At 46.6% G+C, this 22,696-nt stretch carries 19 protein-coding genes; 7 read left to right on the forward strand and 12 right to left on the reverse strand.

What is annotated here, in order from left to right; all coding sequences use genetic code 11:
* Nucleotides 1–290: 290 nt before the first annotated feature.
* From ACKFKF_RS19545 to ACKFKF_RS19560, 4 genes are all read left to right on the forward strand, one after another.
* Nucleotides 291–2,468, forward strand: a complete 2,178-nt coding sequence (locus ACKFKF_RS19545; protein WP_446869238.1) for a BON domain-containing protein — start codon at nt 291–293, stop codon at nt 2,466–2,468.
* Nucleotides 2,468–3,034: a Rab family GTPase gene (locus tag ACKFKF_RS19550; RefSeq protein WP_446869239.1), complete on the forward strand. Its 567-nt coding sequence runs from the start codon at nt 2,468–2,470 to the stop codon at nt 3,032–3,034. The genes ACKFKF_RS19545 and ACKFKF_RS19550 overlap by 1 nt, the downstream gene beginning before the upstream one ends.
* A gap of 147 nt (nt 3,035–3,181) precedes the next feature.
* On the forward strand, nt 3,182–5,554 hold the full coding sequence (locus ACKFKF_RS19555) for an ATP-binding protein (protein WP_446869241.1): 2,373 nt from the start codon (nt 3,182–3,184) through the stop codon (nt 5,552–5,554).
* Between the two features lie 196 nt (nt 5,555–5,750).
* Entirely contained in the window at nt 5,751–6,914 is a 1,164-nt protein-coding gene (locus ACKFKF_RS19560) for a SpoIIE family protein phosphatase (protein WP_446869242.1), read from the forward strand.
* Nucleotides 6,915–7,131: 217 nt separating this feature from the next.
* On the opposite strand, the gene ACKFKF_RS19565 is transcribed toward ACKFKF_RS19560, so the two are convergent.
* From ACKFKF_RS19565 to ACKFKF_RS19615, 11 genes are all read right to left on the reverse strand, one after another.
* Nucleotides 7,132–7,602, reverse strand: a complete 471-nt coding sequence (locus ACKFKF_RS19565) for an ATP-binding protein (protein WP_446869243.1) — start codon at nt 7,600–7,602, stop codon at nt 7,132–7,134.
* A 100-nt stretch (nt 7,603–7,702) separates the two neighbouring features.
* On the reverse strand, nt 7,703–8,689 hold the full coding sequence (locus tag ACKFKF_RS19570) for a sugar transferase (RefSeq protein WP_446869244.1): 987 nt from the start codon (nt 8,687–8,689) through the stop codon (nt 7,703–7,705).
* A gap of 92 nt (nt 8,690–8,781) precedes the next feature.
* Complete coding sequence (locus ACKFKF_RS19575; protein WP_446869245.1) at nt 8,782–9,291, reverse strand: glycosyltransferase; 510 nt, start codon at nt 9,289–9,291, stop codon at nt 8,782–8,784.
* A 25-nt stretch (nt 9,292–9,316) separates the two neighbouring features.
* On the reverse strand, nt 9,317–9,799 hold the full coding sequence (locus tag ACKFKF_RS19580; protein ID WP_446859750.1) for a hypothetical protein: 483 nt from the start codon (nt 9,797–9,799) through the stop codon (nt 9,317–9,319).
* Nucleotides 9,799–10,833, reverse strand: a complete 1,035-nt coding sequence (locus ACKFKF_RS19585; RefSeq protein ID WP_446869247.1) for a glycosyltransferase family 2 protein — start codon at nt 10,831–10,833, stop codon at nt 9,799–9,801. Before ACKFKF_RS19585 ends, ACKFKF_RS19580 begins: the two co-directional genes overlap by 1 nt.
* A gap of 32 nt (nt 10,834–10,865) precedes the next feature.
* Nucleotides 10,866–12,728 carry a hypothetical protein gene (locus ACKFKF_RS19590; RefSeq protein WP_446869249.1) on the reverse strand — a complete coding sequence of 621 codons (1,863 nt, stop codon included), beginning with the start codon at nt 12,726–12,728 and terminating at the stop codon, nt 10,866–10,868.
* A 210-nt stretch (nt 12,729–12,938) separates the two neighbouring features.
* Nucleotides 12,939–14,219 carry a lipopolysaccharide biosynthesis protein gene (locus tag ACKFKF_RS19595; protein ID WP_446869250.1) on the reverse strand — a complete coding sequence of 427 codons (1,281 nt, stop codon included), beginning with the start codon at nt 14,217–14,219 and terminating at the stop codon, nt 12,939–12,941.
* A gap of 84 nt (nt 14,220–14,303) precedes the next feature.
* Nucleotides 14,304–15,296 (reverse strand): glycosyltransferase family 4 protein, encoded by a 993-nt coding sequence (locus ACKFKF_RS19600; protein WP_446869251.1) that lies wholly within the window; start codon nt 15,294–15,296, stop codon nt 14,304–14,306.
* Nucleotides 15,265–16,569 (reverse strand): O-antigen ligase family protein, encoded by a 1,305-nt coding sequence (locus ACKFKF_RS19605; protein ID WP_446869252.1) that lies wholly within the window; start codon nt 16,567–16,569, stop codon nt 15,265–15,267. Before ACKFKF_RS19605 ends, ACKFKF_RS19600 begins: the two co-directional genes overlap by 32 nt.
* Entirely contained in the window at nt 16,566–18,008 is a 1,443-nt protein-coding gene (locus ACKFKF_RS19610) for a GumC family protein (RefSeq protein WP_446869253.1), read from the reverse strand. Before ACKFKF_RS19610 ends, ACKFKF_RS19605 begins: the two co-directional genes overlap by 4 nt.
* Nucleotides 18,008–19,051 (reverse strand): polysaccharide biosynthesis/export family protein, encoded by a 1,044-nt coding sequence (locus ACKFKF_RS19615; protein WP_446869254.1) that lies wholly within the window; start codon nt 19,049–19,051, stop codon nt 18,008–18,010. The genes ACKFKF_RS19610 and ACKFKF_RS19615 overlap by 1 nt, the downstream gene beginning before the upstream one ends.
* A gap of 381 nt (nt 19,052–19,432) precedes the next feature.
* Here ACKFKF_RS19615 and ACKFKF_RS19620 point away from each other — a divergent pair, with 381 nt between their 5' ends.
* Nucleotides 19,433–19,765 (forward strand): STAS domain-containing protein, encoded by a 333-nt coding sequence (locus ACKFKF_RS19620; RefSeq protein ID WP_446859742.1) that lies wholly within the window; start codon nt 19,433–19,435, stop codon nt 19,763–19,765.
* A gap of 69 nt (nt 19,766–19,834) precedes the next feature.
* Here ACKFKF_RS19620 and ACKFKF_RS19625 read toward each other — a convergent pair whose 3' ends face one another.
* The gene (locus ACKFKF_RS19625) at nt 19,835–20,482 is read right to left on the reverse strand and encodes a hypothetical protein (protein ID WP_446869255.1); all 648 of its coding nucleotides are present in this window, start codon (nt 20,480–20,482) and stop codon (nt 19,835–19,837) included.
* A 773-nt stretch (nt 20,483–21,255) separates the two neighbouring features.
* Between ACKFKF_RS19625 and gvpA the strand changes: the two genes are divergently transcribed.
* Both gvpA and ACKFKF_RS19635 read left to right on the forward strand, forming a co-directional pair.
* The gene (gvpA, locus tag ACKFKF_RS19630; protein WP_446859740.1) at nt 21,256–21,474 is read left to right on the forward strand and encodes a gas vesicle structural protein GvpA; all 219 of its coding nucleotides are present in this window, start codon (nt 21,256–21,258) and stop codon (nt 21,472–21,474) included.
* A gap of 90 nt (nt 21,475–21,564) precedes the next feature.
* A complete protein-coding gene (locus ACKFKF_RS19635; RefSeq protein WP_446869256.1) occupies nt 21,565–22,671 on the forward strand; it encodes a hypothetical protein in 1,107 nt (368 codons plus the stop codon).
* The last annotated feature ends 25 nt before the right edge of the window (nt 22,672–22,696 follow it).

Genomic DNA, 22,696 nt, shown 5'->3' on the forward strand with positions numbered 1-22,696 from the left:
CAGGCGGCTTCAGCCCCCTAAATCCCCCAGTCTGGGGGACTTTGACCAAGGAAAGATTTCCAAAGTTCAAAGCCATGACGACGGCTCAAAGTCCCCCATTTTTGGGGGATTTAGGGGGCGAAGGATCTCAGCAATGACAGATCGATCAACGTGTGTGTACACGGCAGAAATAGATAGCTGGGGTGCAACAACCGTGCCCCAGTTTGTCTAATCATCGTCGCCCTACTTGCGCGTGTTGCAATTTTCTGCCTCAAGCGTAATGAGGAGCTTGGTCAAGGAGAAAGACAAACATGACTCAGGCAAAAGATTCTACCCCTGAATCGGCACTAACTCAGGATGAAGCGCTGCAAGTCGATCGCCTGCTCAGTCTACTGGTTGACCTCAAGATCATTGATTCATCTCAAACACACTCCATAGCTGCTCATAGCGACATTACAGAAGCGGAAGTTATCGAAGAAGTTATTGAAGAAGTTATTGAAGAAGTTATTGAAGAAGTTGAAGTTATTGAAGAAGTTATCGAAGCAAAAGCTAAAGAAGACAGTACAGACACTTTTATTAACTCCAATCTTGAATCATCCATTGAAACGTCTCCCCATTTACAAGATGAACAACTGTCGTTTGATTTCGATCGCCTCAATGACTCTGTGACACTTGAGCAACAGAAAATTGTGTTGAGCGAATCAGCCCGATCGCATCAAAACGAACCCTCAGAACTCCTGGATCTACTCATTCCCTGGGTTGCGGAACTTTTGAACCGTACCGTTGTCCAATCTCAGGCAGAAGTCATTCAGGCATTGTCGCCAATCATCGATCGTGTGATCGAAGAGCGGGTTGCAGAAAATCAAACCAGCATAGGGACGGCGTTAGCTCCAGCGATTCCTTCAGCAATCACTCAACAGATCGCAAATGCTCCCGAAGAGATGTCCACAGCGATCGCACCTACGATTGGTAAAGCACTCAAAAAGCAAATCGAAATTGAACAAGATTCTGTTGTCGATGCGCTGTATCCAATCATTGGCGGCACCATTTCTAAATACCTTGCGGAAACAGTTCGAGCTATTAATCAACAGGTCGAAGACACCTTAAGCGTAGATGGGATCAAGCGAAAAATTCGCGCCAAAATGCAGGGAGTTTCTGAAGCAGAGCTAATTTTGCGAGAGGCGATGCCTTTCACAGTGCAGGCAGTGTTTCTGATTCAAAAAATGTCTGGACTTGTGATTGCTGATATTCAACGCACCGACAGCGAGCGCCTAGAGTCTGACATGATCGCCGGGATGCTGACTGCAATTCGTAGCTTTGCTAATGACTGTATTGTGCAATCGATCGGCGTTTCAGAACTCAATGAAATTGACTATGGTGCCTCCAAAATTCTCCTTGAAGTAGCGGGACACTGTTATCTAGCGATCGTCGTGCGCGGTGAGCCTCCCAACTCATTCATGCCCACTGTCAGAAGAACGCTCAGTCATTTAATTCAAGATCAGGGAGGGGCGATCGAGCAGTTTGATGGCAATCCTGATGCAGTCCCCGCAGTCGTGAATACAACATTAGAAGCGCTGAGAGATACCCATGCAGAAAAGTCAGTAGCAGTCAAAAAAGGGGCTTCTCCTCTGTTGATGGTTGGATTGACTGTTGTGAGTCTAATTGTGATTCCTTTTGAGTTTTTTCAGTATCGCGATGGCGTTCATCGTCAGATTGCACAGACAGCCACCACAGCATTGTTATCAACTCCAGAATTAGCGGTCTATCGTCTCAATACTGAAGTCAATTCTGGCAAACTCAAACTGCTCGGACAGGTGCCCAACCTGGCATTACGCCAAAAAGCCGAACAAGTTGTCAGCCAAGTTACACCTAAAGAGTGGTCGATCGAGAATCAAATTCTGGCCGTCGAAGTGCCCCCTGATCCCATGCTCACGTCAGCAGAGGTCAAGCGAGTGGCGGCAAGTTTCAATAAAATCGCTGGCATTGCCATTTCGACCCAGTATCTCGCAAATCAGGTCACGATCGAGGGAACCATTAGCCAGGGTGCAGATGCCGCCGTGATCACTCAAGCCTTTGCGAGAATTCCAGGAGTCAAGTCGGTTTCTAATACAGTGCAGGTGCAGCCCGATCGTCTGGAAACTCGATTCTACTTTTCGTCTGGTTCGACCACGTTAAACCCAGATGATTTGAGGAAAAAAATCCCTCAAGTTCACGCATTTCTCAAGCAGCAAGCAAAGACTCGTTTGCACATCATTGGGCACAGTCAACCGAGTGGGAATGCGATCGCCGATCAGTCCCTGGCTCTAAAACGCGCTCAGTCCGTCCAGAAAGCGCTGATTGGTCTGGGCATTGATCCGCATCGTCTACAAATTGCGGGCACGATCGAGCCTCCACCGGGCGTTGACGCGACCCAGCCAGCCTGGTTAGGTCGGTGTGTAGTGTTGGAAGCAACCCCAATGACGAATCTCACAGCACAGAGAGAACAATAATGTTGACGCATCAAGCTACACTGATTCAGTCAAACGGTGAAAATCAACCAGTCATGACTACGATTTCTAAAAAGATCTGCCTTGTCGGTGATTTTGGGGTGGGTAAAACGAGTCTGATTCGTCGTTTTGTCGATCGTCAGTTTAGCGATCGGTATCTTTCAACGGTTGGGGTCAAAATTTCTCGTAAAACAATCGAGTTTCCTGCCCAAGACCTACAGCTTTTGATTTGGGACATTGAAGGAAATACTCGATTTAAGGCGATCGCACCTACCTATCTCCAAGGCGCAAAGGGAGCAATCATTGTGGCTGATGTGACGCGCGAAGAAACTCTAGAGCATTTGACTCAACATATTCAACAGTTTCTCATGGTCAATCCTCAAGGCGCGATCGTCGTGGCTTTGAATAAGTCTGATTTGATTGAGGCTGACACGCTGACTAGACTTCTACAGCTACACCAATTTGCTGAACAATCCCACATTGTGGGCGCTTATCCGACCTCAGCAAAGACAGGTGGACAGGTAGATGAAATTTTTCAACAGTTGGCTCAGTCGATTTTTGAAATGTAGCAAGTCTCAGTTCAATAACTTCGGATTCGATAAAACACTTCAAATCATATACATCATTGTTAATTTAATATTCAATTAATTTAATATTCATCTAAATCCACTTTTGAAGCGATCGCTCTTTAACGCTGCTCTATTGATTTTTGATTTATGACGTTACCTCACTCTCAGCCCAATCTTTTGAGCAGATTTCTCACTCCTAGCCATATGGAATGTCTGGTTATTGATCGCGATCTGACGATCGTAGAGGCCTCTGTGGGCGCTCAGAGATTTGCAGACTGTCCTGACCAAGTGAGTCCTGGTGGCGATGTCCGTCATGGATTTCCTGAGCTAGTCGGATTAGAAGACACGTTGAGCGCGATTTTGCAAAAACAACACGCCACTTTTGAACTTAAAGGAATCCTGCGGGCACTTCAAACTGACGGATATCAGCCCGCTTCGATCTACCTGGATTTACACATTCTCGAACGTCAGGTCGATCGTGACTTTGAAGACAAGCTGATCATCCTTCTCGAAGATGTTACAGAACGAATGATTTTAGAACAAGCACTCGTCCAAAGTGCAAACGAGTCTAATCTATTTCTAAAAACGCTAACCGCTTCCAAAAATTATATCGATCAAGTCATCAACTCAATGCCAGACGCATTACTTGTGACAACGCTATCAGGAACGATTAAAACCATTAATCCTGCTGCCCAAGCGCTATTTGACGATCGTGACTCTGCCTGTGTAGGCCAGCCCATTTCTACCCTTTTGCCAGACGAATATTTTACCCATCCTGGCACTCAACTTTCTGCGACTCCTCTTCCGATCAGTGACTTATTTACAGATGTAGAAGCAGTCTGCCAAACCAAAACTGGCAAAAAGATTCCGATCGCCGTTTCTTGTGCAATCACTCAAGGAGAAATTGAAGATTTTCAGGGCTTTGTTTATACCATTCGAGATATCACCGAGCGCAAACAGGCGGAACTTGCTAAGAGTGAGTTTTTGGCCATGATCAGTCACGAAATTCGCACCCCGATGAATGCCGTGATTGGCATGACCAGTTTACTTTTAGAGATGATACTCACCCCCCAACAGCGAAATTATATTGAAATTATTCGCAGCAGCGGCGATGCATTACTAACCATTATCAATGACATTCTTGACTTTTCTAAAATTGGTTCTGGCAAACTAGAGCTAGAAGAATACCCCTTTAATGTCCGAACTTGTGTTCAAGAAGCAGTCGATTTACTGACCCTCAAAGCCGCAGAAAAAAATCTGAGCCTTCGCTTTTTAGATTCACAATCATTGCCGTCGATCGTCGTAGGAGACGTAACACGACTGAGACAAATCCTGGTGAATCTGTTAGGAAATGCAATTAAATTTACCAGAGCAGGCAGCATATCTATCTCAGCGATCGCCCGTGAAACCAGTGATTTGAATCTGGTTGAGATTGAGTTTGCAGTCAAAGATACCGGAATTGGTATTTCATTAGAGCAGCGCGATCGTTTGTTTCAAGCCTTTAGTCAGGTTGATTCTTCGATCACTCGACAATATGGAGGAACGGGGTTAGGGTTGGCCATTAGCAAACAATTAAGTGAGTTGATGGGTGGTCGCATTTGGGTCGAAAGTCAGCCCAATCAAGGCAGCACATTTTACTTTACGATCGTCGTTAAAAGAGTTTTAGAAGTCACCTCAAAAGCAACCGTTTCTACAGCCAGAAGTGTTGAAGAATCTCTACAAACTGACCTAAAGTTTGCCCAACATCCTCTGAGAATTTTGTTGGCAGAAGACCATCTGGTTAACCAAAAAATGATGGTGCTAATTCTGCAAAATATGGGTTATCAAGCAGATGTTGTGAGCAATGGGCTAGAAGTTTTGGACGCGCTACGCCGACAGCCCTACGATGTCGTTTTGATGGATGTGCAGATGCCAGAAATGGATGGACTCGCCGCCACTGAGCAGATTTGTCAAGAATGGACGCTCCAGACTCGCCCACGCATTATCGCCATGACCGCCAACGCCATGCAGAGCGATCGTGAAGAGTGTCTCGCGGCCGGTATGGATGACTTTTTGAGCAAGCCAATTCGAGTTGAGCCGTTGATCCAGGCGTTAAAGCGGTGTCGTAGACAGATCAATTGTGAGGAGGGAGGCGGAAGCCGAGAGGAGATAAGTCAACCTGCATCTTCGATTCTTGAGCGTGAGGCACTGGAATCCATTCAAAGAATGTTAGGAGACGATGCTCAAGAAGTGTTGTCAGAACTGATTGACTGTTATTTGACAGAGGCTCCCAAACTGCTGCAAGCGATGAGTGACGCGATCGCTCAAGCCGATTCGGTTGCGCTCAGACGCGCTGCTCATACACTCAAGTCAAGTAGTGCTTCTCTGGGCGCGGTCTCGCTAGCTCAACTTTGTGAAAACGTGGAAGCGATCGGTAAATCAAATACTTTTATCGGAAGTGCAGACAAGGTGTTGCAACTACAGATCGAATATGAACAAGTTAAAGTTGCTTTGAATCACCTGCAAAAAAAGTCCTGCTAAATCTACATTTCAGCATTATCTCGGCTGACACTGTACCTTCGATAACCCTTAATAGAAAGTGACATTGGTCTGATCAAAGATTTAATTCACTAAAAGCAGTTCTGCTGGCTAGATTAACTTTGCAAGTTATGTCATCCACAGTTCTATTCACGATTTACTCTCTAATCTTCAGCGCATAACGCTGCTAATCCTCTCCATGTTTCGGATTTTAGTTATTGATGATGATCCTTTTACTCGACTCCTGTTACAAAAGACGCTTCAGGGTCAGACCTATGATGTGATTTTGGCGGATAGTGGGGAGGATGGCATGACCAAAGCTCTCAAGTTTCGTCCAGCTTTGATTATTTGTGATTGGCAGATGCCAGGAATGGATGGACTGGAAGTTTGTCGCTGGGTCAAGACGACTCCTGAGTTGGCCCACACGTTCTTTATTTTGCTCACGACTCGCACCGCTGTTCAAGATCGGGTCACAGGGTTGGATGCAGGGGCCGATGATTTTCTCTGCAAACCGATCGAAGGGATTGAGCTACACGCCAGAGTTAGAGCAGGATTGCGCCTCTATCAAGTTTTTCATGCCCTACAAAAGTCGTCTCAAGAATTACAAATTCAAAAGCAGATTTTAGAAGCCCAGTTTGCCGAAGCTGCGGAATATGTGCGATCGCTCCTTCCAGAACCCATGACCGGAGAAGTGACGATCAACGCTCGTTTTTTGCCGTCCAAACAGTTAGGGGGTGACTGCTTTGACTATTACTGGCTTGATCCTGATTTTTTGATGATCTATTTGATTGACATGTCTGGACATGGGTTAGGGTCAGCGCTGCCTTCAGTATCGGTGCAAAACTTATTGCGATCGCAGTCCTTACCGGGCGCAAACTTTTATCGGCCTGACATTGTACTGCAAGCGCTCAATGAAGCCTTTCAAATGGACAATCAAAACGATCAATACTTCACCATCTGGTATGGCATTTACAATCGACCTAAGCGACAGCTTTTTTATGCCAGTGCGGGCCATCCTCCTGCGATTTTGTTGTCCAATGTGGAAGGGGCAGCCCCTCAAGTCAAGCAGCTAAAAACGCGCGGCAACCCGATCGGTATGTTTCCAGATGCAAAATATGTCAGCGATCGCTGTGTTGTCGATGAATCCAGTACGCTCTATATCTTCAGTGATGGCATCTATGAAGTCACTCAACCCGACGGCAGCATGTGGGGGTTAGATGGCTTTATTGATCTGTTGATAGACCCTGATATCGCCATCCATAACAATTTGGATCACCTTCTACAAAAAGCCAGAGTCATGAATAACAGCGAACACTTTCAGGATGATTGTTCTGTGTTGCAAGTCAAGTTTAATGGCGGTTAACTCTCGGCGGCTGAAGTTAATAAGTAGATTGCAAATTGATATTGTTGCATTGAGCGCTCAACCTCGAACTTCTTTAATTAAGAGGACGCATATCAAATCAATTTCCAAGTGCAACTGATCCTTCTTCCTCAGCCCTTCCCTAGTTAGACGGAACTAAAAAATTTATCCACACTCTACTGAACCGATGTGTAGAAGATGGTGTTTTATCGGGCAGGGTTTAAGAAAATGCTTTTTGTATTGATAAACAGTTGCGATGAGTTGCAAGATCAGCCGGACATCGGTAGTTAATTGTCCAGTGGTGTTTCTCTCTCAACTTTCGCATCAATACGCCGCCCCAATGCGCCTCACGCTCTAATGGGTGAGAAAATTGTCGATCGACACTCTCCAACAGGGCTTCAAAATCAAACGGACACCCCTCATCCCAAATCGAAATGTCTAGCTGATTTGAGAAAAGCTTGACGGTCAGGTCGATCGGCGTTGAGACAGGCAAAGATTTGTGAGCATGACGAATGACATTAGTTAGTCCTTCCATTATGGCAAGCTTTCCCTGCATCCACAGATCACACGGAAGGGGAGGTTGGTTAAATTGCTCAAACCACTGCATCACTTGATCGACTTCATTTAAGTCTGTCTTAACCTGAATATGAGCCTCTCGAATCAGTTGGTGATGTTCCTCAAAATTTGGCATGACCCGCACCTGAACCAATATCACAATTCGACTAACCGTGCCACAGCACCAAAATTTAATGAAGCGTTAACTCTCGCCTTCATTATTCTAGATATCTCGACTAAAAAGCACCCTTGTTCTTTGTAAAAATCACTAGAATGGTCTGCAAAATTAGCTTCAAGTCATAGACTAAATTCCAGCGTTCTTGATAGCGTAGATCCAGTTGGATCACGTCTTCAAAGTTAGAAACCTGCGATCGCCCATTCACTTGCCATTCCCCCGTCATCCCAGGTTTTACATCTAACCGCTGCCAATTGGGAACTTCGTAGCGATCAACTTCATCAGCCGTCGGGGGGCGCGTTCCAACTAGGCTCATATCGCCAAGTAGAACATTCCAAAATTGGGGCAGTTCGTCTAAGCTCGTCTTGCGTAAAAATCGCCCCGCTCTGGTAATTCGGGGATCTTGAGCATTCTTGAAAAATGCACCTTCGACCTCATTTTTGACCTGTGATTTGAGCGCCTCAGCATTGGTGACCATCGATCGAAACTTCCAGAGTTGAAAGCGTCTGCCCATCCAACCACAGCGGGTTTGTCGAAAAAAGATTGGGCCAGGACTATCTAATTTAATGGCAATCACAATCGGCACAAACAACAGCGCCGTAATGCCCAAACCAACCAGCGCACCAAGAATATCAACGATTCGTTTTACTTTCGATCGCACAGATGGATGCGTAATCGGGGGACGATGCTGCGATCGACAAGTAGCAGTAGGCGCAAGGGCTTGAGTCGCGGGTTCGATTTTGAGAATATCATCCAGATCGGCCAGAGAAAACGCCATTCTCACTTCAGGGTGAACGCTCCACAAAATCACCTCAGCGGGAATCGACTGGGCTAATCGCAGACAGCTAATCAAACTGCCAATCCCACTACTGTCGATAAAGGTGGTGTGACCAAAATCAAGAATCATTCGAGTAGGGTTTTCTTGCATCAGTTGTTTGCATTTTGTCTTAAAGGCGATCGCTTCCGTCACCGTCAAACGAGAGGGCAACTGTACAAGATGAGTTCCATTTGTGATCGTGACCGGAAATTCAATAGGTTGACTAGCCATAGTATCAAGATAAAAGGGGGTGAATGATCAATACAAAATGATCAATACAAAGTGAATGATCTAGCCTTCAGGTTCAGGACTCCCACAGCGAATCAAGTGCTACAGGTTTGAATGTCCATCGGGTGAGGTTGATTAAAGCGGGTATGGAGTCGATCGCATAAAGCGACAGCAGCCGTAGTCGATAAAGCAGACAAGGAGGCACTTTGAGGAGACTCTAGAAATCGAGTTAAATCTCCAGGTGACCAGGCAACCGTTGCACCCGCTTGTGACAGGGCAGTAGCTAACTCAACTTGATGATCGTCAACATGCTCTTTAAACCGATGGCTACGCGGAACTAGAATATAAGGCCTGCCAATTTCTTCGAGCAGTAAAATCGAGCCTTCTCCACAGTGACTAATCACCAGTCTCGCTCGGTCAATCAGTTCTGCAAAACGATCGCTTCTCAGAGATTGATAGACCAAAACGCCTTGAGGAAGATTAGTACAAGATCCATATTGCACAATCACTTCTTCTTGAATAAATCCATGAATTAGTAATGTCTCAACCCAATTCATCAAACGGTTAAAGGGATATTGCTCCGTTCCAACAGTGACAAAAATCATCGCGATTACCTATTCTCCTGAATATTTAAAACTCGACAGGTGCCATTCCTTCAGGCGTGACTTTTTGAGGATTGATCAATTCTGCTTGAGGGTAGCGCAGTTGCAATTCTGCCCAATGAACATACAGCACACTGACAAAAGGGCGTGCAAGTTTGGCAGACAGACTCAAGTCAGTGACCCGCGTGATCGATTCGACAAAGACCGTTTGACTCCCCAACAGTTTAGCGATCGCTAGAAAAGGCACCGCAACCCCAGCCCCCGTCGAAATCACCACATCCGGTCGATCGCGCCTCAATACCGTCCACGCTAAAACTAGATTTTTCAACAGATTGGGAAAATTGCGATTAGTCGGACTCCAGGCCCAGTCTACTTTTTCGCCCTCTAGAGACGCTTCTGTAACGGGCGTGCGAAAGGTCACCCATCGGCGATCGCAAGTTTCCCAAAATGATCGCAGCTGATAAATTGCTTTGAAATGTCCGCCTGCCGAGCACACCAATAAAACTTTCATTAACCTGACACTCCTGATACCTGTTCTTGTAAGATTTGCCGTTTTTGGCTGGCCCCTGAGATTTTGAGGGCGATCGTTTCACTCCAGCGATACAGCGGTTTGGGTAGTAGCCAGAGTAGATAAGCCGCCACCAGCGTGATCAAGGTTTTGCGCGGTTCCTCTAACAAGATCTGCCAGCGAGTTTGCAGCGATCGATGAAACAGTTTGACAGCCATCGCTCCATTTTGCATTCGGACACAGCGACGGGCGAGATAGCGCAGTTGGTAGGCTCTAGCCGTGTTTTCCCATTGAGCGACTACTTGAGGGGCATAGGTGCGCGTTTTGGCGATGACCTTTTCCCAGGAGTCAAGCTGCCTCATCACATTGGCCGAGAGGCTTTCAGAATTAACTCGATAGAGGGTCAGCGCGTCGGGAATGCCTTCGATCTGCCACTGCGTTTGTAGGACAATCCGAATCCAACATTCAATGTCTTCTGACTGACGAAACTGATCATCAAAATAAAAGTCTTCTACATGACCATAGAGATTAGCCGCATATTTAATCTCTTCAAACACCTGACGACGAATCAGAGGAGCCGATCCATTCCCGATCGGGTTGCGACACATTAAATAAGGAGCCGTGATGCCCCGCAGTTTAGGCATTTGATAAGTCCCCAACGGCTTGCCCGACTCGTCAATAAACGCAGAGCGACTAAAGGTAACGCCTACATGCGGCGATCGTGCCAAATGACCCACCAGCTTTTCTAGTTTTTCAGGCAACCAGAGATCGTCACTGTCAAGTAGAGCAATATAGTCGCCTTGAGCATTGCGAATTCCAGTATTTCTCGCGCCTGCCAATCCACGATTTTTTTGGTGAATGATCCGAATGCGAGGGTCTTGGAACTGGCGACAAATCTCAACACTGCGATCGGGCGACTCATCATCAACAATCAAAAACTCAAAATTCGTGTACGTCTGCGCTAACACTGAGAGAATCGTCTCAGCAACATAGTTTTCAACGTTATAGACAGGCATAATGACAGAGACTTTGTTCATAAGAGATTGGGATAGTGATTAATCTGGAATTACTAGGTAGAACGCTGAATAGACCAGTGATTTAGCAGTGTGAGAATGCGAAACAATCCATAAGGAGAATGAGTGTGACACATTCCTTTTGCGGTCAGGGTTGCAGGTTTTGCCCAGTCACTGAGAGGAATGCTCCAGGGATCGCTCCCCCATAAGGCGGTAATCTGTTGGCGATCGTCCTCAGAAACGCTTTCCCATAACTCTCTCAGCGTCGGACTGTGAACGGCATACCAACCCAAGTTGCTCCAGGAGCCGTCAGTGGCAGGACTGTTTTGCACTTTTGGAGATTTGACCCATCGCCGCTGTATCCAGTCACTTGCAAAGATCAGCAGTTTCTCAGTATGAGAGGCACCCGGCCGCCAGCCCCGATTGGCATCGACGATCGACGTTCCACAAATGCGAGCGACGACTTGGCTCCAGAGAGTGGCGTTAATTTTCCATTGAGGACGAGTTTGGCTGTAGCAGTCGGCGATCGCGCGATCGGCAAGAAAAATATCATAGGGTACGATGCGAAACATCATGTTGTCAGATAGTCCTGGTTGATAGCACCCTGGTCGGACTCGTCGATCTTCTACTTGCAGACGCTGTTCATCGGTGCGAAGTTTTTGAGGTAGATCACCAAACCAGTTTTGTAAACGCTGGTCGATCGCTTCTGCAAATTCAGGCGGGGCAGGTCGAGGCGGATCTTCCATTAGGAAACCTCTAACAGCAGTTTCATCAAACTGAAAAAACGGAAGATTGCGCCCTAAAAATTGCACATAGCGCTGCTCAAGACAGGCTCCCTTAAACAAATCGTCTACTGGAAATGCAGCCAATACCGTTTTGGCTCCCAGCTTTTGTATCGTCTCTAAAGTGCCTAAAAAATGATTGTCTTCGACCGACCACATCGCACCCGAAATCTCGACTCCCTGACGCATCCAGCGGGGATAGTAATCTTTATCCCTGGCATAGCCTACATACTCGACACCCGCAGCCTCACAGAGTTGTTGAGCGATCGCAGACTCCCGATTTGGAACGTCATAGAGATTAACTCCATACATACTAGAGGAATCATTTGCAGCAAAAGGAATCACGCGAGAATCCATACCGCCACTCACATAAGTCACAACGGGAGAAAGATGAGGTAGCGTGCGGATTTTGATTGCAGTTTGAACGGCTTCAGTCAAGTTATCTACTGCATGATCGAAGCTAGAAGCGAATCCAGTTTGAAAGGGTTGCCAGTAGATCCGATGACAGGAAGTAGAATCCTTGAGTTGCCAGCACCAATGGCTCGCAGCACCTGCATATTTGATTTCGTTGTAATAGGTGTGAGGAGGCGTAATTTTCCATTCCCGCAAAAACTCTGCCATCGACACACGATCAGATGTTGTATGAGTTTGAGAATCATTAGTGATCGCATCGGGGAACGTCGAAACTATACAGTTCTTAGCTGACTCAGCACGATATAGAAATGCTGGATAGAAACCAAAATGATCAGTTAGTAAATGAACAGTTTGCTCCCGTGGATCGTAAATGAGGACAAGTGCAGAGCCATTAAATCGTTCGATTGCAGCAACACCACCAGATAAGTAGCGATCGAGCAGCAGACGATTACTCAAACCTCCCGTAAATTGACTTAGCCCTTCAGCCCGTAACCAGTCTGACTCTTCCCAAGCGACCCGCCCCGACGTAATGACACGCACCCCCGTTTCAGCATGATAAGCAGGCGCAAACAAGTCAGAGGGATCATGGCTCACCCAAGCGATCGCTAAATTTTCCTCAACGATCGTCTCCACCGATTCCCCTGGAAAACAGATTAGACGATCAACAGATTGTTGAATGCGATCGCGATCAGAATGACCCAACATTGCATATAAGCCTGCCATTTCTCTAACCTTACTTCCGTTTACCTGACACTCTTAATCAACCGACACCTGATGCGGCATTTTTTACGCGACTGATTGACTCAACTGATACACTTTACGCTCGAAAAAGTTAACCTAGCTGACTGGTAAAAGTTGACTGGTAAAAGTTGACTTTCCAAATCCTGCAAACCCGCCCACAGCAAATTTTCTCAGGTTCTCTGCTAGATTTACTTACACGACTTTAATGCTTTCAAATCGCCTAAAGACATAGCGAGTTGTCCACAAGGTAAATAAAGTCTGAAACACAACGTGGGTCACTAAAACAGAAATTGCAACACCCAAAACATGCCAGTGAACTCCAATCAGCAAACCTGCTGCAAAAATACCTGTAAACATACAGCTTGCTAATAAATCTAAACCTGGCTCACCTACTGCCAGCAACACCTGAGAAGCCGCATCTGCAAACGGGCGCGTGATAGCTGATAAACAGATTAAAATTAAAATTGGAATCGCTGCAATCCACTTTTGACCGAATACAAGCGGAACATAAATAGGAGCCAAACTAGATTGCAATAGGACGACGGGAATGATAATTAATGCGATCGTCCTAAAGCTGCTCAGATAACGCTGGCGAAACTGCAACCAATTCGATCGCACTGCACACAAATGAGGAAACAGCGCTGAGTTGATGGCATTGATAAAACTCAAGCTAATTCCCAACCCCGCATTAAAGGCAAAGTAGTAAACGCCCAACTCTTCGATACTAATAAACCAGCCTACAATCAAATAATCTAAATTGTTGCGGAGGGTTTTGAGAAGCTCGATGCCTAAGACGCTGCGCCCAAAGCGAGCAATCTCCCCCCAATACTGAGTCGAAAAGCCTTGAGTCGGCCGCCAGGGGTGACTTCTGTAGTAAATGATCACCCAAATGGGAGCCACTAAAAGTTTGGGCAACACGATCGCCCACATGCCCCATCCTAAAGCCGCAAAGCAGGCAGTTAATAAATTATCTAATGAAACCTGCAATACATTGGTAACGGCTGTGACCTTCAGTTTATTCTCACGCTGGATCAGGATCGACTGTATATAGGCAATCGGAACGATTAAATAAACAAGTGCGATCGTGCAAATGGGAAGAATCAAGCGATCGTCACGGTAAGACCATGCAATTAGAAACGCTGCGATACATTGAGTGATGAATAGACTGAGATAGATAATCCAATTGAGCCAGTAGGCCGCGATCGATAGCTCCTCCAACCGTTCTTCTTCGACTTGAATGAGTTTTGAACCAATCCCAAACTTAGTAAATACTTGAACAAATTCATTAGTCGTCAACACAACAGCCGCTAGACCATAATCATAGGCTGTTAAGAAATGAGCCAGCGTGACAGTCGTGCCCAGACGAAACACTCGAATGATTACTTCTGAACCACTCAGCCAACTCAAATTACGAATAAATTGGCTCGAAAATTTCTGCTTAAAAAAACTAGTTACGACTTTAAGAGCGTTCACGGGAGCATCCCCACAAGTTAAAAATCTGTCTGAGGTATTGCACCAATTTGAATTTAGAATTCCCAACTTATGGGAATGATCACCTCAAGAATTCAAGGTTTTTTTGAGCAACCCTTCCCAAGAACTGACATACATTTCCCAGGCATCTCTCACGGATTCGCGCCCATTATTTCCCCAAGTTTCTAATGTCTCGGCTGGGAGAGCCGCGATCGTTTGTATTGCATCTGCTAGCGATCGTGGATCATCTGGTGAAACCAAAATTCCACAATTCTGAATCTGCTCACTGAGTCCATCCACATCAGAGACAATCACAGGTTTACCTGCCGCTTTGGACTCGACGCAGACATTGCCCCAAGGCTCCCAGCGAGAAGGAATCACCACAACATCACAGGCAGATAAAAAGGCAGGAACATCTTGAACAGTGCCCCAAAATTTAACGTTGGGTTGCCCTTGAGCGAGTTGTCTGAGCAGGGTTTCATCTTCACCATAGCCCCCTAGATTGAGTTGCAGATTGAGGTCGGATACGAGACGAAATGCCTGCAACAAAACATCAAATCCCTTCTGCTTAGAAAAGCGACCATAGGCACCCAAAACGAATGGCTGGTTAAGAATTTTTGAGGGCACTGTAAAGTTCTTCTGACAAACACAGCACTGATTAATTAACGTGAGTTTTTTAGGGGAAACCAGGTGGTTTTGCTGCATCCATTTTTGCTGCCCTTCAGAGATAGAAACTACTTGATCGACCACTCCGTAACAAAGCCTGAGCATGAATCGAAATCGAGCTAAATTTTCAACATTGTGCGCTTCAAATCCAGCCGAGTAGTGGTGTTCGTGAATGACTAAGTGTTTGGTGTAGAGCTTGATTAGAGATAGATTGAGCGATCGCTTCCAGGAACACGGATTGCGAAAGATCACAATGTCAGGATGATTGGTTTGCAGAATAGGTAACACTTCATGCGATCGCACTACTCTAAACTCAAACTCATCGCCTAATCGAGACTGTGACAAACAGCGCATCGTTTGGGTGACACCGCCGATACTATGGTCATCCAGTACTTGTAAGATTTTTGGTTTCATGATCAATTTCAATAGGGGCAAAAATTTTAACGGGTTCCTTAAAGGCAATCCCCATGATGATGAGAGCGGGGTAAAAAAGGTAAGCCAAAATTTCTAGGTTCTCGCCAAAGGTGTAGAGAAATAGAATAAACACCATACTCAACCCCAGTCTGGCTACTCTACTAGATTGAGACTTCACCGCCAAATCAACAAAGCTATAAGCCAGTGGAATCGCCAGCGCAGCAAACCCAACCAGCCCTTTGACATAAAGCAACCCAAACCAGGAATGATGCGACCCGATCGGCATAAATTCAACTAAATGCGGCCCCGGTTCAACAATGCCATGTCCCCAAATCGGGGCTTCTGTTTGCCATCGTTCGACCGCAATTCTCCCCAAAGCTTCTCGAACTCGCGAAGAGGCGGCTCTAGCGGATTTGAACTTTTCTTTGAAGTCCTGTAAGGCTCCTAAAATAGTTGGTGAAACGATTCCGCCAATCCAAGTGAGAACGCCTAAACCAATTAGGGGAACCGGACGAGACAAACTTGATAATGTGCGCGTGATTACCAGTACAACGGGAAACGCCAACAACGCTAAACGAGACACCGAAATTACACACATAAAAATTGATCCAGCGATGCCTAAAAACCGCCATTTGGGATCTTTTTCCTCAAGCGCTAAGAAGAAGTAGACATTACCCATAAAGCCGAGTGCAGGGGCCCAGGGGGTAAACAGTCGCCACCGGGGTTGACCATTACTGGGATCAATTTCATAGAGGCTGGGCGCAAAAAATTCGGGGCCGGGGCCACCAATCAACCGGAGTGGTGACACATAAGGAGACGGTGGTAAATGCGCCAGATACGCTAAAAAGAATAGCGGGAACAACACAAGCGTTTGCAATCCAATAATGCAGGCGATTCGATAAAGTAACTGCGGTCGGATCTTCATCGCGCCCACTAAAGGAAACACAGCTAACAATGCCCAGCCCTTTGCCCACCCGATCGACGACTTGATGATCATGCTGGTTTCTAGATTGAAATCTAAATGACCCATAACCAGGGCCACTTCCATCATCAGCATTCCAGCAATCCACACCCAGGTCGCCCACGGGATGCGAATCTGATCTTCTGGCGGCGTGTCATCGGTCTGGTTCCACAACTGACGAATTAGATCGCCAAATAAAATCCAGCCGACCACCGATCCGACGACATACAATCCTCCAATAATAAAGAACCCATACGTCCACAGCAGGCAGTACCACAGAACTTTCTCAGAAAAATTTTCTGGTTTGATCATGCCTTTTCACTGCCCAACGTGGGATCGATCGGCAACGCAGGTAGAGAAGAAACCGAGGACTTTGGACTACGCGCGATCGCCATCAGCCGCTTACGCCACCAGAGCAGAGCAAACCCCCCACTAGAAAAAATAGACCCGATTACCGCCCCGGCAATCACGAGAGACTTTTTGGGAGCACTCGCTTTGTCGGGCAAACTCGGTTCTTGCACCATTTGAATCAGTGGATAAGCTGTAAAAATATCGGACTTGCCCAGATCCAATTTCGCCACTGTAGACGCAAAAACCGCTTCTGCCGTCTGCATTTCTCGCTTCATATTTTCCAGGGTCGTTTGTCCCTGAGCCAGCCCGTTGAGCCGTGATTCTAAAAGCTTGATTTGCTGGTCGATCGATTCAGCTTGGGCGGTCAATCCTTGAAAGTCAGCCTGCACAGCCACCAGATCCCGAAACAACCCAGCCCGGCCCGATTCGTTAGCCGTTAGCTGAATCGCCCCCAGCATTTGTGGATCGATTGCACGACCAAGGAGCGATCGACTGCGATCGGACACTGCCGCTTGAGACGCTTCTAGTCTGGCTTTCTCCTTGATCACACTGGGATGGTTGTCTCCCCACTTTGATAACAAAACGGATAACGTCGCGCTGGCTTCACTGTAGTCTTTTAAGTTTTGCTGAAACAGTTGGTCAGCCTGCAACACAAAAGCACTGGCAGCTTGCTGAGGCGAAATTTTTAGACTGGCAGACAGTTGTTGAAGCCGATTGCCCACTTGCTGCTGTTGGGCGATGACTTCAGCCCGTTGACGACGCAACTGTTCTACGTTGACCGAGAGATTGTCGATCTGCCCTGGAAAACTCAATCCAGACCTCAACTTAAACTCAGAAAGTCCTTGCTGGGCCTCAACAAGTTTAGCTTTCGCTGACTGCAACGTGGACTGAATGCCATCATCGCGTCGGGCTAATTCCTCAACTCGCAGTAGGGTTAACTGACTGACCAAGGCTTTGTAGAGCGCTCGTGACTTTTGTTGAGCCTCTTGAGCGCTGCCCCCCGTCACCTCAAACTTCATAATCGTGGTGTTGTCGAGCAGCTTAATCTTAGGTTCTCCAAACTTCTCAGGAGGAAGGTTGACGATCGCCGCCGCCTTTTTGATCACCGTTTCACTGGTCGCGATGAACTGATAGTTCGCTCTAGGATCTTGAGTCGGGCCGCCAAACGGCGAACTACTCGAAGAACTCGCTTGACCAATATCTGGCAAATTCACGCTTACCCCCGGCCCCGACCCTGGAAGAATTAACGCCCACTCGCTGATGTAAGTTGGTTTTGCGACCTTAAGAAAAAACAGCGTTGCGCCCCAAATCGCAGAATTGACGACGAGACCCATAAAGACATAGCGTTGCCATCGTCCTTTTTTGGCAGGCTTTAGGAGGGCTTGATTGGTTGCATTCATCATTTTCTAAGCAGATTCAGCAATAGCGAGAAGGGAGAAAAGATGGCACCCAGAGTATCCGCAACGCTTCTCATGTTGGTGGTTTTGGAGTCATAGCAAGCGATGCCATCGTCCGGCATCAGAAAAGGATTGGTCGCATCGTCGTTGGTTTTTCGCAGCAGATCTTCGATCGGGCGTTCCATGACTTTCGTTTCTCCGGTCATACGATCAGTACGAACTAGCAGCGCTCGACGTTTGGCATTTTCGGTGCTGCCCCCGGCGCAGTTTCCTGCAATGACCGCCTGAGACAAACGAGAACCATAGACAAAAGCCGTCGCATCTTTGTTCACTGAGGCACCCGAATTGCTGCTGGCGGGCTGCGTCAGATTGGATAAAAATACGCGCACGCCCGGAATCGTGATCTGAGAGGGGCGAATTAGCTCAGGATGCACTTTTTGAGTATCGGGCACAATAATCTGATCACCCGCCACCAAGGGAATGTCTTGAATGATTTCTCCAGAAAAAACGCCAGAAAGGTCGATCGTCGTGGCTTGTCCGTTACGAATCAGGCGAATGTTCTTCACATCGGCGTTGGGCATGACACCTCCTGCTTCTCGGATAGCCGCAATCAAAAACCGCTCTGGGGGATAGTCTCCGGATGCTTGGGTGATGCGGGCCCGCGCTTCGGGACTACGCTGATTGAGCAAGAGACGACCCGGCTCAAAGGTTGCACCTGCGACACTAACTTGAATGGCTGACCACTCTACAGGCTGTATGGTGACTTGCAAAAAACGGGGATTAAACAGTCGCTTTTCGAGCAGGGTTTGGGACAGCGTTTGTTCGATTTGAGCAGGTTCTAGTCCGGCAACGCGAATCGGCGGTAAATAGGGAATCTGAAGCGTCCCATCAATATTGACCTCGTAAATACCATTAAACAATTCGCCTTCAGGAATCGAAACTTTGAGGCGATCGCCGGGTGAGAGCGGCAAACTCAAGCAAGGTTTAGAAATTAGCGTGACGATCGTACCCGTGAGAATACTTAAAAATATCAATTTCTTTTTCATTTTCAATTCCTCAAGCTAACAGCAGGGCAAACTGGCTGACGCGATCGCGCAGAGCTTGAACAAACAGTTTCAGATGGTAGACATGCTAGAAATACAAATAATCTTAGAACTCCGATTGCTGTCAAGATAAAACAGAACTCATCTTCCTTCTCTGAGTGAGATTACTTAAAAAGCTCTTTTACTTCTGTAACCTAGCTCAGGGCTAAGTTAATCTACTGAAGTAAGACCAGTCGCATAAAAAGCACGCTGTAGAATACACTCAAGTTATTAATACAAGTATCAAGGGTATGTTAACCACGTTAGGATAGTGCGGATAGCACGGATTGTTGCCTGAATATTAAAGTGTTCTATCTCAACCTTGCTCTTGACAGGTATACCCTTATGAACCCCACAATCAAAGTTCTTTATCCTTCTGGAATCTTAAACAGCACTCAAGCTGACCTGTTTAACCAGGAAATTAATAGTAGTCTCAGTACTGGAGTACGAAATATCTTAGTTGACTTTAAAGAGGTCAGCTTTATGGATAGTTCTGGTTTGGGGCTGTTGATCGTTGCCCTCAAAACCGTTAAAGCAGAGGGAGGCAAGCTTTCTCTTTGTTCAGTTTCTAATGAAGTCAAAATCGTGTTTGAACTCACTGATGTTGAGCAATTTTTTGAAATCTTTTCCGACCGAGACAGCTTTGAGCGATCGCAGCCATCAAGTTTAATTTCTTAAAAAACTAAATAAAAAAATTCCCCCGTCCTAGAAGAACAAGGGGAAAGAGAGGATGGTCAAACAACCAATTTATCGAACCGTCGGCTCTGTGTAAGCAGTGGTCGTTGTGCGAGGACTCCGTGCACCAGCAGCGGCCCCAATCAAGGAAGCTACCAAGCCTAAGAGAGAACCGATCGCAAACGACCAACCCGCTCTAGCCGCACCACCCGCAGCATCACGGGTTTGATCAGCTGTCACGCCAGGGCTAGGAACCACATTGGGTGCATTGGCCGCGCCCCCTGGAATGACTTGATTGGCAACCTCGCCTGCATTAGAAGCAATAATCCCAAACGCACCCGAAACGCCACTTGCTAGCAGGTAAGCACTCAGCGCCAACGTAGTTGCCCAAAGAATGGCTCCATTCAGCATCGCGGTTCCCCGATTCATGGGGCCACAAGCCCGCGCCATTACCCAGCTACCGATAAACAGCGAAATTAGCAGGCTGATGATCGACCAGATACCAACGGCACTGCCGACTTCATCCAAGTTTGAGCGAGGAGCACCCGAATTGGCGATCGTGGTTGCGCCGATGGCTGCCCCAATCCCAGTGAGAATCAATTGAGAGGCTAATGCAACAACCAGTCCAGAAATGATCGGGCCCCAACGAACGCGATCATGGTAGTCAGCAACAGGTTGGATTGTCGTAGCGTCAACAACAGGTCTATTAGCGTATGCCATGTCTTTAACTCCCCAAGAACGATAGTCTTTTGATAAGGATTTACACTTGGCATCACTTTAGAATCTGCTAACGGTATTTTATCTCTATCAGCAGAGTGAATGACACTATACCGTTAGAATGATTAAAAAAAAATTATAGAAGTTTTACTAGACGATCCAGATGGGGATCAATAAAACTATCCACTATAAGGTTGTCCATAGCTTAGTTTCTTCAAAAAAAGAATTAGGATCGTGAATTAAACAACCTGTAATTCTCGCGGTTTCGCTTCGTTTAATTCGGCTTCTGCCCCCTAAATCCCCCAAATTTGGGGGACTTTGAACCGCGAAACTGCCTTAAATTCTAGAATGTCTGCTTTCTCAAAGTCCCCCAGAATGGGGGATTTAGGGGGCGAAGCAACTAGGCAATCATCGATCTTATTCAATTCACGATCCTTAGCCAATATCTGTCAATCTCTTCTCGATAGCGAGTGGAGCAAAAGCTCACCTACAGTGAATTCGCATAGGGTTATCGACCAGGTTTGCCGGAGTCCATCTTTTGCCTTTCCTGGTTACTATCTTCCATTTCTAGGGGTTAATGCTGAAACTTTAGTCAAAGGGTCAGTAATTTCTCTAGCGGTTTAAATAAACGACATTTGATCTTCCGTGTTTGCGCTAATCAAATTCAACTTGTCCGAAGCGTACCTTGATACAGAAGCCGGAAACTCCGAAGCAAGTCTAAACCAAGAGATTCGGCAGACTGAAATCTAATCACTCATGTTCAGGGAATTACAACAATGGCTGTTGAAAAAGTAAACTCCTCTTCTAGCTTGGCTGAAGTCGTCGATCGCATTCTCGACAAAGGGATCGTTATTGATGCCTGGGTTCGCGTTTCGCTCGTTGGGATTGAACTGTTAGCGATCGAAGCTCGCATCGTTATCGCTTCTGTTGAAACCTATTTGAAGTATGCCGAAGCAGTTGGTTTGACCTCTCAAGCTGCTGTTCCTTCTGCTTAGAAGTTAGATGCTGGGGGGTTAAGTCTGGCGCTCCCCAGTTTCATTGTTTACTCAGATAGATAAATCTCCTCTGCAAAAACGCTTTTAATCATGGCTTTGAAAGACTCCTGGCAACAGCAAAAACAGCAGCGCCAACAAGAAGCAATCCAGCGTCGGAGACAGGTGAGTGAAGCTTTAACGTTGACTCAGAAAGACCGTCAGGAAAAAGCCTCTCAGCTTCGTAGCGACCTAAGTTTATTTCGAGAAACGCTGCTGAGTAACGATCGTGTTCGCAATGCAGAGTTTCAAGCCTTCTATTCAAAATTGCAGGACAAAACTCAATCTTTTTTGACCGAGGCAAAAGAGCAGCGTCAAAAGCAGTCTCAACAAGTTGCCCAACACTTAAGTGAATTTGTCCAACGTCTTCAACAGCAAACCGCGAGTTTTTTGACAGTTACAGAAGTTGAAAGAGGATTAATGGCACAGCAGTTGGCCAATGATCTTCAGAGCTTTCGAGTTGCTCTAAATGAAAGCGTGTCTTCTCTACGTCAAGATATTCGATCAGAGCTTCAAGACTTACAGATCGAAACAGACCTTTTGCTTCATCAGAGCCGACAACAGCGCCTCAAAACGCAAATTCGTCTGACTCGACATCTAGCTGCTTTTACAGAGACCTTGCGATCGAATCTCCAAACCTACTTATCAGAAGTCAGCGCTACCCGACAACAACAAGCAGCACAATTGACCGAAAGGCTGCACCAAAATCAAGTCGATCGCACCACCGAAATGAAGGCTTTGTTGGCAAGTCTGGCAGAGTTTCGAGTGCAAATTCAGCAATATCACGCGAGTCTAAAAAGTGCTGTTTGGGGAGATGTTTCGATTGAGGTGCCCACGATCGCTCAGAAGTCTGCCGCTCCGCTAAAGGCTTCTACCCCTCTTCCTGCAACGGTTTTAGAGACTTCCCCAGTCCAGGTCAAAATAGCCCAACCGACTAGCGCGATCCTGCCCAAAATCGCTGCTCCCATTCTCGAAGCCGACTACGAAGAAAAAATTTATCAGTACATCGATTTGATGGAAGGTGCGCGGCTCACGGAAATCGAGTCGTCGTTGGGAATCAGTCGGTTTCAAGCGGTGGATGCCTTGCGATCGCTGATTCAAAAAGGGTTAGTGACCCAGCGCGATCGTGTTTACCGCATTCAAGAAGATTTCACTGTTTAATTCCACTGTTTAGTTGAGGATTCAT

It is taken from the genome of Phormidesmis sp. 146-12 (genome assembly GCF_052939495.1).

What these genes read in the sequence shown, in the direction of transcription:
- ACKFKF_RS19555 (WP_446869241.1), top strand. Translation starts at nt 3,182, where the DNA reads ATGACGTTACCTCACTCTCAGCCCAATCTTTTGAGCAGATTTCTCACT.
- ACKFKF_RS19570 (WP_446869244.1), bottom strand. Translation starts at nt 8,689, where the DNA reads ATGGCTAGTCAACCTATTGAATTTCCGGTCACGATCACAAATGGAACT.
- ACKFKF_RS19560 (WP_446869242.1), top strand. Translation starts at nt 5,751, where the DNA reads ATGTTTCGGATTTTAGTTATTGATGATGATCCTTTTACTCGACTCCTG.
- ACKFKF_RS19625 (WP_446869255.1), bottom strand. Translation starts at nt 20,482, where the DNA reads ATGGCATACGCTAATAGACCTGTTGTTGACGCTACGACAATCCAACCT.
- ACKFKF_RS19610 (WP_446869253.1), bottom strand. Translation starts at nt 18,008, where the DNA reads ATGAATGCAACCAATCAAGCCCTCCTAAAGCCTGCCAAAAAAGGACGA.
- ACKFKF_RS19565 (WP_446869243.1), bottom strand. Translation starts at nt 7,602, where the DNA reads ATGCCAAATTTTGAGGAACATCACCAACTGATTCGAGAGGCTCATATT.
- ACKFKF_RS19545 (WP_446869238.1), top strand. Translation starts at nt 291, where the DNA reads ATGACTCAGGCAAAAGATTCTACCCCTGAATCGGCACTAACTCAGGAT.
- ACKFKF_RS19585 (WP_446869247.1), bottom strand. Translation starts at nt 10,833, where the DNA reads ATGAACAAAGTCTCTGTCATTATGCCTGTCTATAACGTTGAAAACTAT.
- ACKFKF_RS19620 (WP_446859742.1), top strand. Translation starts at nt 19,433, where the DNA reads ATGAACCCCACAATCAAAGTTCTTTATCCTTCTGGAATCTTAAACAGC.
- ACKFKF_RS19550 (WP_446869239.1), top strand. Translation starts at nt 2,468, where the DNA reads ATGTTGACGCATCAAGCTACACTGATTCAGTCAAACGGTGAAAATCAA.
- ACKFKF_RS19615 (WP_446869254.1), bottom strand. Translation starts at nt 19,051, where the DNA reads ATGAAAAAGAAATTGATATTTTTAAGTATTCTCACGGGTACGATCGTC.
- ACKFKF_RS19635 (WP_446869256.1), top strand. Translation starts at nt 21,565, where the DNA reads ATGGCTTTGAAAGACTCCTGGCAACAGCAAAAACAGCAGCGCCAACAA.
- ACKFKF_RS19580 (WP_446859750.1), bottom strand. Translation starts at nt 9,799, where the DNA reads ATGAAAGTTTTATTGGTGTGCTCGGCAGGCGGACATTTCAAAGCAATT.
- ACKFKF_RS19590 (WP_446869249.1), bottom strand. Translation starts at nt 12,728, where the DNA reads ATGGCAGGCTTATATGCAATGTTGGGTCATTCTGATCGCGATCGCATT.
- gvpA (WP_446859740.1), top strand. Translation starts at nt 21,256, where the DNA reads ATGGCTGTTGAAAAAGTAAACTCCTCTTCTAGCTTGGCTGAAGTCGTC.
- ACKFKF_RS19605 (WP_446869252.1), bottom strand. Translation starts at nt 16,569, where the DNA reads ATGATCAAACCAGAAAATTTTTCTGAGAAAGTTCTGTGGTACTGCCTG.
- ACKFKF_RS19575 (WP_446869245.1), bottom strand. Translation starts at nt 9,291, where the DNA reads ATGATTTTTGTCACTGTTGGAACGGAGCAATATCCCTTTAACCGTTTG.
- ACKFKF_RS19600 (WP_446869251.1), bottom strand. Translation starts at nt 15,296, where the DNA reads ATGAAACCAAAAATCTTACAAGTACTGGATGACCATAGTATCGGCGGT.